The sequence below is a fragment of the Clostridium sp. genome, assembly GCF_040797585.1.
In the GTDB taxonomy this organism is placed as follows: Bacteria; Bacillota; Clostridia; order Clostridiales; family Clostridiaceae; genus Clostridium_Z.
The window spans coordinates 1-9,541 of the sequence record NZ_JBFNEO010000103.1; the positions used below are offsets into that span (position 1 = coordinate 1).

Here is a 9,541-nt window from a genome sequence, read left to right on the forward strand (position 1 = left end):
ATTTTCAAGATAGTGATATAATTGGAATATGAATTAATTGTATTTAAGGAGGAGACTCATATGATTGCAAAGATATTATTTATTGTGTTGTTTGTTGTGCTGGGTATTGTTTTATCTATTGGAAAAGGGGCTTTCTTAATAGCAGGTCTTAATACTATGTCAAAGGAAGAAAAAGAAAAGTATGATGTTCTTTCTTTGTGTAAACTTATGGGCAAATTTATGTTTATTATCGCAATATGTATAACGCTTTTTGTTTTAAACGATATTTTTAATATAAAATTTCTAACCACTATTGCACTTGTGCTATTTAATGTATCACTAATATTTGTAATAGTCTATTCAAATACTGGAAAAAGATTTGAAAAATAGAATTTTCAAATAATATTAAGGGAAGTTTAGGGCTTCCCTTAATATTATGTCTAATATAAACACTATATTAAAACATAGCCGTAAGATTAGATCTCTTCTTTACGATTCACTACTATTTTATAATATTCTTCTTAATTAAAAAGTACTTTTAATCCCTTTACGCCCTATTTAATCTAATATCCTATCTAGATTTTGAAATAAATTCAACAGCTAAATTAGAATTTCAAGTATTTTATAGCATAATATTCGAGTTAGAAATTATATATAGGCTTCCTCCTAATATATTAAAAATATAAATTAATAAAATAATTCATGTTAAAGTTTTTTGTCATGTATATACTGAAATTTCATCTATTAACTCTATAATAAATTTCAATTAGGTTATTTAGGCAGTACAAGAAGTTAAGTAAAAAAACAAGAAGCAGTAAAATTTTAAACTGCTCCTTGTTCTCTAATTTAATAATATATTATTTTTTAGCACCTTCCCAGTCCTTTAGGAACTTTTCTATTCCTATATCTGTTAAAGGATGCTTTGTCATCTCCATTATTACCTTATATGGAACTGTAGCTATGTGAGCTCCTATTCTAGCTGCTTTAGTTACATGTATAGGATTTCTTATACTAGCTGCTATTATTTCTGTCTCTATTCCATGGATGTCAAAAATATCTACTATCTCTTCTATTAGATTCATTCCATCCATGCCTATATCATCAAGTCTTCCAAGGAATGGACTTACAAAGGTGGCTCCTGCCCTTGCTGCAAGTAATGCTTGAGCTGCTGAAAATATTAATGTTACATTAGTTTCTATTCCCTTAGAAGATAAACTCTTTGTAGCCTTTAATCCCTCTTCTGTCATTGGAAGTTTTATAACTATATTTTTATGTATGTTTACAAGTTCTAAGGCTTCTTTAACCATTTCCTCTGAATTAAGGCTTATAACCTCTGCACTTATTGGGCCATCTACAATAGAAGTTATTTCTTCAATAACCTCTTTAAAATCTCTTCCTGATTTTGCAATTAATGAAGGGTTTGTAGTTACTCCACAAATAACTCCCATTTCACTTACCTTTCTGATCTCATCTGTTATAGCTGTATCAATAAATAATTTCATAAACTCACACTCCTTTTATATTACTTAAAGTATTATATCATATATTGTAATCATTTTCATTAACCGCAATATTCATATTTTTTTTAAAAATCTATTTACATATACTAAGATATATAGTAATATAAGGTTATAATTTTTTGAAAGGATGTGGTGGCTATGATGAATACAAGAATATATTTACAAACAAAAATGTATAATTTAAGCTGCTACTCTAGATATAGTCTATAGTTTTCGTTTTGTACCCTAGAGTAGCAGGCTATTCTAGGGCTTTTTTATGCCTAAATTTAGGAGGAATATATGAATTTAATTAAATTAGGATGGAACGAGAACTTTGAGAAAGAATTTACTAAATTAAATGAAAATAATAATTATATACCTGGAAGAGTCATTGTAGAGTATGAGCATCTTTATAGAGTTATTACAGAAAAAGGGGAATTTCTATCTCCTGTATCTGGTAGATTTATTCACACTGCTACTGGAAAGGAAAGTTACCCTTCTGTGGGAGATTGGGTGGTTTTAGATAAGCCTTTATCTTCTAATGATACTCTAAGAATCCACCATGTATTAAAAAGAAAAAGTAAGTTTTCAAGAAAGGTAGCTGGTGTTACTACTGAGGAACAGGTAGTTGCCTCTAATATAGATAAGCTTTTTATATGTATGTCTTTAAATGATAACTTTAATATAAGAAGATTAGAAAGATATATAGCCTTAGCTTTTAAAGGAAAGGTGGAGCCTATAATATTATTAACTAAGAAAGATTTATGTGAGAATCCAGAGGAAAAGATTAATGATATTTTAGATTCTATAAGTAATATTAAGGTGTATATGATAAGTTCAAAAACCTTAGAAGGTTTTAATAATGTAACAGATAATATGGGAATTGGAACTACTGTGGCTTTTATTGGCTCTTCTGGAGTTGGTAAATCCACTCTAATAAATGCTATTCTAGGGGAAGAAAGACAGATTACTAAGGATATAAGTGAACTGGGTGATAGGGGAAAACATACAACAACTAATAGAGAGCTTATTGTCCTAGGGGATATGGGTATTGTAATTGACACCCCTGGTATGAAAGAAATTCAATTATTAGATTTAGATGAAGGATTATCAAACCTTTTTATAGATATAGAAAACCTATCAAATAGTTGTAAGTTTACTAATTGTAATCATAAAAATGAGCCTGGATGTGCAATATTAAAGGCATTAGAAGATGGTACCATAGATGAAGAAAGGTATAAAAGTTTTCTAAAGCTAAAAAAGGAAGAAAATCATTTTAAGACTAGGGAAAAGTCTAAAAGCAAAGAGAAAAATAAATCTAAGAATAATAAAAAGTACCTATTGATGAAAGAAAAATCTTATTAAATCTAAAACAAAAAGGAAGCTTCATTTTAAGAGCTTCCTTTTAATTTTTATAACTACTTTAAGTATAAGAAAAAAGATGTAACTACTTCCATATTAATTGAATAGCAGATAAACTACTTTTAGAAGAACTAATTTGTTTTAAATGATAAAAATATAAGGAAATATTCTTTGTGCTTTTATTATTAAGTTGAAAATATGAAATTTGCCAATAACCTATTTACATTTAACATTAAAACTTCCAACAAAATTATCATAGATTACTGAAACTCTATATTCTCCATCATTATCTAAATATATTTCTTCAGAATCGTTTCTATTAGTTTCAAAGTTTTTTATTACTTTTCCATTTAAATCAGTTAATTTTATATTTAAAGTGCCTTGTTCTACCGAAGAATTAAGGAAAAACTTAATTTTCTCTCCTCCTTTAGAATGAAAAGTTCCTTGAGAACTACTACTCTCAGCGGAAATAATATTACCTTCTATAGTTGCTAAATAAGAGAAATCCGAAACAAATCTATAATAAATTCCTAGAATAGATATTATAGCAATAACTATGATCACTATAGTTTTTTCATTTCTAACACTCCTTTTCCATGCATTTATTCCATTAAATTTCAAGTACATACTAATATTGTATTTCAATTATATTCCAAAATCAAATGTTGTTAAAAAACTATAAATACAACATAACTTATACCTTGAAAAATTACTTCTGCTTATGTGATATTTTTTCTTTTAAAACTAAAAAAGTAAGCTCTTATTCTTTTAAGAGCTTACTTTTAATTTTTATAATTCATATATAATACAAAATTCATTTAACTTATAAATTCATATAATATTTTACAGGTTTCCTCATTAACCTATACATTCATATAATAAAGTTTCACAGGTTTCTTCATTTACCTCGTCCTTATTATAAGAATTGTAAACTTTATAAGTATCAAAACCTACTTCTTTTAAGTATTCATCCACTTCATTAAAATCATATAATCTTATTTTAAAGTCCATATTTTCTGTTTCAATTAACTTATCTCCATCATATAGTCCATACAATAATGGTATAGATAAAATCTTACTATTATCATCATATATATTCTTACTCTTTTCCATAAGCAAATATCCTTCAGGAGTTATATAAGTTTTACTTGTTTTAAACTCTAACACTGGTTCTCCCTTAGAATTTATAGTTTCAACTCCAAATATTAATTTCCCCCCTGGATTTAAGGCATTTTTTAAAACCTTAAGAGAATTTATAATAGCATCCTTTTCTAAAAATAAGGAAAATGAACTGCATGGAATCATTATGAAATCGAATTTTTCTGATGGATTAAACTCTTCCATGGACATATTATATGCCTTAGGGTTTAAATTCTTAGCTTTAGCTTTTTCTTTTAAAGAATTTATCATATCCTCTGATATGTCAAATCCCGTAATATCATAACCCTTTTCTAAAAACGGTATTAAAAATCTACCTGAACCACATAAGGGCTCTAATATCTTCGCATTCATATTTTTTACATAGGACATGTAAAAGTCTAACTCGTCTTTCGGAGCATGAGGCTTGTCTAAATCATACATCATTGTACATAGATTGCCGTAATATTTCATTATTAACACCACCTTGTGCATAACTTTTCTTTAATGATTAATTCTCCTACTTTAGTATATACTCTAAAGCTATATACTATATTCATATAAGTTTATCTAATGTTAAATAAGAAAAACTTCTATTTAATATATATTACTCTATTAAATTATATTATTGATATGATACTTTGTAAATATATAGGACTTTAATTTTGCAAGTTAGTTGAAAAATTGTGATATAATATATGATACTATTAAGAATATCATATACACTATAGTACTTATTAATCAGATAAGAAAGTTTTTAGATCTTAATCTTTAAAATCTTATTTATGATTTTATATACGATTTTTAAATGGAATCTTATATATATCTATAGCTATTTTAAATATAAAAATTTATAGATAAATTAATTTTTATATTTAAGCCTCTATGGTATTAATTTTGAAATTATAGAAAGGTTTAATCTTATGAAATATACAATTATAACTGGTGCTACCAGTGGTATAGGTTATGATTTATCTAAAGTATTTGCTTTAAATAAACATAATCTAATATTAGTAGCTAGAAATAAAGAAAAACTGGAAAGTATAAAATATAATTTAGTTAAGGAATATTCTGTAGATGTGGTAATCTTAAGCTATGATCTCTCAAAGGAATCTGAAATAAATATGTTATGTGAGAATATAACCGCCTCTAATATGGAAATAGAATACTTAGTAAATAACGCTGGAGTTGGCTCCTTTGGTTCCTTTAATCACATTCCTAAGGATGAGGATTTAAATATAATAGATTTAAATATAAGAGCTCTAACTCATATGATGAAGATTTTTCTACCTTATTTTATAGAAAAAAACCATGGTGGAATCCTTAATGTGTCTTCTACTGCTGCCTTTTCCCCTGGTCCTTACATGGCAGTATATTATAGCAGTAAGGCTTATGTTCTTTCTCTCACAGAGGCCTTAAGGGAGGAGTTAAAAAATAGCAACATAAAAATAAGTGCCCTCTGCCCAGGACCTACAGATACAAACTTTCAAAAGAATGCTAAGGTTAAGAAAGCAGAGTTTGCAAAAAAGTCTCTTATGGAGTCCTCTGAAGTAGCTACCATAGCCTATAATGGTTTTATGAAGGGGAAAACTGTTATAATCCCTGGATCTAATAATAAAGTTTTAGCATTAGGTTCTAAAATATTGCCTAGGAAATTATTAAGTAAAATTGTATCTAAAGTCAATGGAGCATAAAGAGTTAATATAAACTTAACCTTATATCGAACAAATATTAATAATTATCCATTATAATAAACCTTATATAGATTTAAAAAGCTATATATTAAATAACTCACAACCTAAAAGGCTTATGGATCACACCTCCATAAGCCTTCCCCTTTTAACTTATTCTACTTCATCATGATATCCAGTTTCTATTGCCATTACTTTTTCTTCATAAAGACCTGACTTTAAACTTTCCTTTATATCATCATGAATTTCTATTTCCTCATCTTCATGATCATCCTCAACTAATCTAAAGTATATTTCTCTATTATCTATATCTACCTTAGTAACTTTTATTTTAACACTATCTCCTAATCTATACATTTTCTTAGTTCTTTCTCCAATTAAGGCTAAGTGTCTCTCATCATAAATAAAATAGTCACCATTTAAATCGCTTATATGGACTAAACCTTCAATGGTATTTGGAAGTTCTACAAACATACCAAAGGATGTTACAGAAGATATTATACCTTCATATTCCTCTCCTATCCTCTCTGACATGTACTCTGCCTTCTTAAGGTCATCTACTTCCCTTTCTGCTTCTTGAGCTATTCTCTCCATCTCTGAAGATTGTCTAGATGCATAATCTACAATGGAAATTAACTTATTTGATCTCTCTTCAGTTATTGCTCCATTTATAAATTCCTTTATTATCCTATGGATTTGAAGGTCTGGATATCTTCTTATTGGAGATGTAAAGTGACAATAGTATCTAGCTGCAAGACCAAAGTGACCAACACATTGTGGTGCATATTTAGCTTGCATCATTGATCTAAGAAGTAAAGTTGAAACTACAGTCTCTTCCTTCTTACCTTGAACTTTTTCAAGAATATCTTGAAGAGCTCTTGGATGTACTTCATTTGACCACTTCATTACATAACCTAAATTGTATATAAACTCTCTGAAATGATGTAGTTTTTCCTCATTTGGATCCTCGTGAATTCTATATACAAAAGGTATCTTAGTCCAGAACATGTGCTCTGCTACAGTTTCATTAGCTACTAACATGAACTCTTCTATGATTCTATTAGCTATGGCTCTTTCATAAGGCTTAATATCCACTGGTTTACCTAATTCATCTAAGATTATTTTAGATTCCTCAAAGTTAAAATCTATGGCTCCTCTTTGAAGTCTCTTATGATTTAATATTTCGCAAAGTTCTTCCATGGCCTTAAAATCATCTACTAGGTACTCATACTTTTCTATAAGTTCCTCATCATTATCCCTTAGAATCTTGGTAACATCAGTATAGGTCATTCTGTCATTAGTTCTAATAACACTCTCTACTATCTCATGATTTAAAACCTTACCACTTCCATCTATTGTCATAATACATGATAAAGTCAGTCTATCTACCTTTGGATTTAAAGAACATATGCCATTAGAAAGCTTTCTTGGAAGCATAGGTATAACCCTATCGATTAAATATACAGAGGTGGCTCTCTTTAAGGCTTCCTTATCTAGAGGATTATTTTCTCTAACATAGTGAGTTACGTCAGCTATGTGAACTCCTAATTTATACTTTCCGTTAGGTAGTCTCTCAATAGATACAGCATCATCTAAATCCTTTGCATCCTCTCCATCTATGGTAACCATTCTAACATCTCTAAGGTCAACTCTTTTTTTATACTCAGCCTTTGGAATCTCTTCTTCTATATTAGCTGCAAACTTTTCTACCTTATCTGGGAATTCTTCTGGAAGAGCGAACTTTTTAATTATAGCTAGTATATCTATACCCTTTTCTCCCTTTTTACCTAAGATATCTACTATCTCTCCTTCTGGATTTCTCTTCTTCTCTGGCCACTGAGTTATTTCTACTATAACCATATCTCCAGTTTTTGCTTCACCTTTTTTCTGCCTAGGTATAAATATATCGTATTGTATCCTCTTATCCTCTGCTACTACAAAGCCAAAGTTCTTAGAGTCTTCATATACACCTAAGATGGTCTTATTTGCTCTTTCATTTATTCTTATTATTTCACCTTCACACTTTTTACCCTTAAGGTCTTCCTTTAAAATCTTAGCTATAACCTTATCCCCATTCATGGCTCCATTCATATATGAGCTAGGAATAAAGACGTCTTGTCTCTCCTCTTCATCAGGGATTAAGAAACCGTATCCTCTAGAGTGAACTTGAAGTTTTCCTGAAACAAGTCCCATTCTCTCTGGAACACCAAACTTATCATTTCTGTTTCTTACAACAATTCCTTCCTTCTCCATGGATTTTAATGCTTTTTTAAAGGTTTTATATTCTTCTTTATTTATATCAAATATTTTTGATAGCTCTTGCATATCCATAGGCTTATATGCTTGTTCTCTCATAAAGCCTAAAATCGCCTCTTTTATCCTCATAAAATGTCCTCCGAAATTTTTATATTTGTTAATTATTATGTCCCTTTAGCACTGTATAAATTCCTTATCTTTATTTTATTTTCTAGTAATCCACTGAAAAAATCAAGTTAAATACTTTATTGATCTTATGAACATTTTTTAAGATTATTGAATATGTAAAATTCTAATCTTATTATCGCTACATATGTTCTAATAAGGATAGAAATTTTAAAATAAAAATTTATAAATTTTTAACTTATACTTAAATGATTCTCTCAGCTTACAATCTTAAACTAGCATCACAGTTTTCTCTATTTTAAAATTTAACTCCCGCAATGTATTAATTCAATATGAAAGTTTAATTTCAGCTTAATATAATCTATATAATACACGTGATACATACTCTAATTATAAAAATAAATAATTAATTTTAACTATGTAATAGAATTAAAAAACTAGTAATTCCCTTCACCCAAGGTTTTACTAGCTTTAAATATACTTCTAATCATTTATATTTTTATAAACCATTGTAAATCTATTTTTAGCTTTTTTTACGTGTTCTCTTGCTAATGCCTCTGCTTTATCTTCGTCCCCTTTTTCTATAGCCTCTAATATAAGACTATACTCATTCATTGCAGAGCGTTGACGGTTCTCATCATATAAACTAAATACTTTAAGTCTTCCAAGATGTTCATAAAGATCGCTAACTTTTTTTATAAGCATCTCGTTATTGCAGCTACTAAGAATTATTTCATTCCATTTTTTGTTAAGCTCATATATTTTATTTATATCCTTATTAATTACATTATACTCCATATTCTCAAGTACTTCTTTAAGTTCCTTGATTTTTATTCTTGGCATATTTAAACAAGCTAATTTAGTTGCTAATCCTTCTAAAACCTCTCTTATATCATACATCTCTATAGCCTTATCATAGGATATTCCTTGTACAACAGTGCCCTTTCTTGGAGTATTGGTAGCTAAACCCTCAAGTTCCAATTGCCTTAATGCTTCCCTTACTGGAGTTCTGCTTACACCCATAGCTTCTGCAATGGATACTTCAACTAATCTATCTCCTGGCTTTAACACATTATCAAATATTGCTTTTCTTAATTCTTCTAATACTATCTCTCTTATTGGTTTATTATTATTATTGTCATCTATTTTCCTTAAGCAGCTATACAATTAACTCTCTCTCCTTAGTAATCTAAATTTAAACTAAATAGTCATATTAATTCTAACATCTAAATAATCCATATACAAGGAAGTCTTTATCTATATTTTCCCTTAATATTATAATTCTATAACCTAATAAATCATGTTAAAAATATTTTGAATAATAAACTTATATTATAATCTTTAGCTTATGCCCTTACAATTCCATTGATGAATCAATAAAAAATCCTATGTATAAACTAACTTTTAGAATAAAACCCTATAATAAGTCTCATTATAATTTATATTTAAGATTAATCTTAGATAATATAGCAAGTACAAAAAGGACATGAT

The 9,541-nt window shown here is 28.4% G+C and carries 8 protein-coding genes; 3 read left to right on the top strand and 5 right to left on the bottom strand.

The window, feature by feature from the left end; all coding sequences use genetic code 11:
• The first annotated feature begins 60 nt into the window (after positions 1-60).
• Complete coding sequence (locus AB2369_RS08020) at positions 61-369, top strand: DUF3784 domain-containing protein (protein WP_367665961.1); 309 nt, start codon at positions 61-63, stop codon at positions 367-369.
• A 467-nt stretch (positions 370-836) separates the two neighbouring features.
• Here AB2369_RS08020 and fsa read toward each other — a convergent pair whose 3' ends face one another.
• On the bottom strand, positions 837-1,481 hold the full coding sequence (gene fsa, locus AB2369_RS08025) for a fructose-6-phosphate aldolase (protein WP_367665962.1): 645 nt from the start codon (positions 1,479-1,481) through the stop codon (positions 837-839).
• A gap of 297 nt (positions 1,482-1,778) precedes the next feature.
• Here fsa and rsgA point away from each other — a divergent pair, with 297 nt between their 5' ends.
• On the top strand, positions 1,779-2,843 hold the full coding sequence (rsgA, locus tag AB2369_RS08030) for a ribosome small subunit-dependent GTPase A (protein ID WP_367665963.1): 1,065 nt from the start codon (positions 1,779-1,781) through the stop codon (positions 2,841-2,843).
• A gap of 213 nt (positions 2,844-3,056) precedes the next feature.
• On the opposite strand, the gene AB2369_RS08035 is transcribed toward rsgA, so the two are convergent.
• Both AB2369_RS08035 and AB2369_RS08040 read right to left on the bottom strand, forming a co-directional pair.
• Positions 3,057-3,467 carry a hypothetical protein gene (locus AB2369_RS08035; protein ID WP_367665964.1) on the bottom strand — a complete coding sequence of 137 codons (411 nt, stop codon included), beginning with the start codon at positions 3,465-3,467 and terminating at the stop codon, positions 3,057-3,059.
• 231 nt (positions 3,468-3,698) lie between these two features.
• Positions 3,699-4,451, bottom strand: a complete 753-nt coding sequence (locus AB2369_RS08040; protein ID WP_367665965.1) for a class I SAM-dependent methyltransferase — start codon at positions 4,449-4,451, stop codon at positions 3,699-3,701.
• A gap of 449 nt (positions 4,452-4,900) precedes the next feature.
• Between AB2369_RS08040 and AB2369_RS08045 the strand changes: the two genes are divergently transcribed.
• Positions 4,901-5,671, top strand: a complete 771-nt coding sequence (locus AB2369_RS08045; protein WP_367665966.1) for an SDR family NAD(P)-dependent oxidoreductase — start codon at positions 4,901-4,903, stop codon at positions 5,669-5,671.
• Positions 5,672-5,821: 150 nt separating this feature from the next.
• Here AB2369_RS08045 and rnr read toward each other — a convergent pair whose 3' ends face one another.
• Both rnr and AB2369_RS08055 read right to left on the bottom strand, forming a co-directional pair.
• On the bottom strand, positions 5,822-8,053 hold the full coding sequence (rnr, locus tag AB2369_RS08050) for a ribonuclease R (protein WP_367665967.1): 2,232 nt from the start codon (positions 8,051-8,053) through the stop codon (positions 5,822-5,824).
• A gap of 480 nt (positions 8,054-8,533) precedes the next feature.
• On the bottom strand, positions 8,534-9,217 hold the full coding sequence (locus AB2369_RS08055; RefSeq protein WP_367665968.1) for a GntR family transcriptional regulator: 684 nt from the start codon (positions 9,215-9,217) through the stop codon (positions 8,534-8,536).
• Positions 9,218-9,541 lie beyond the last annotated feature (324 nt).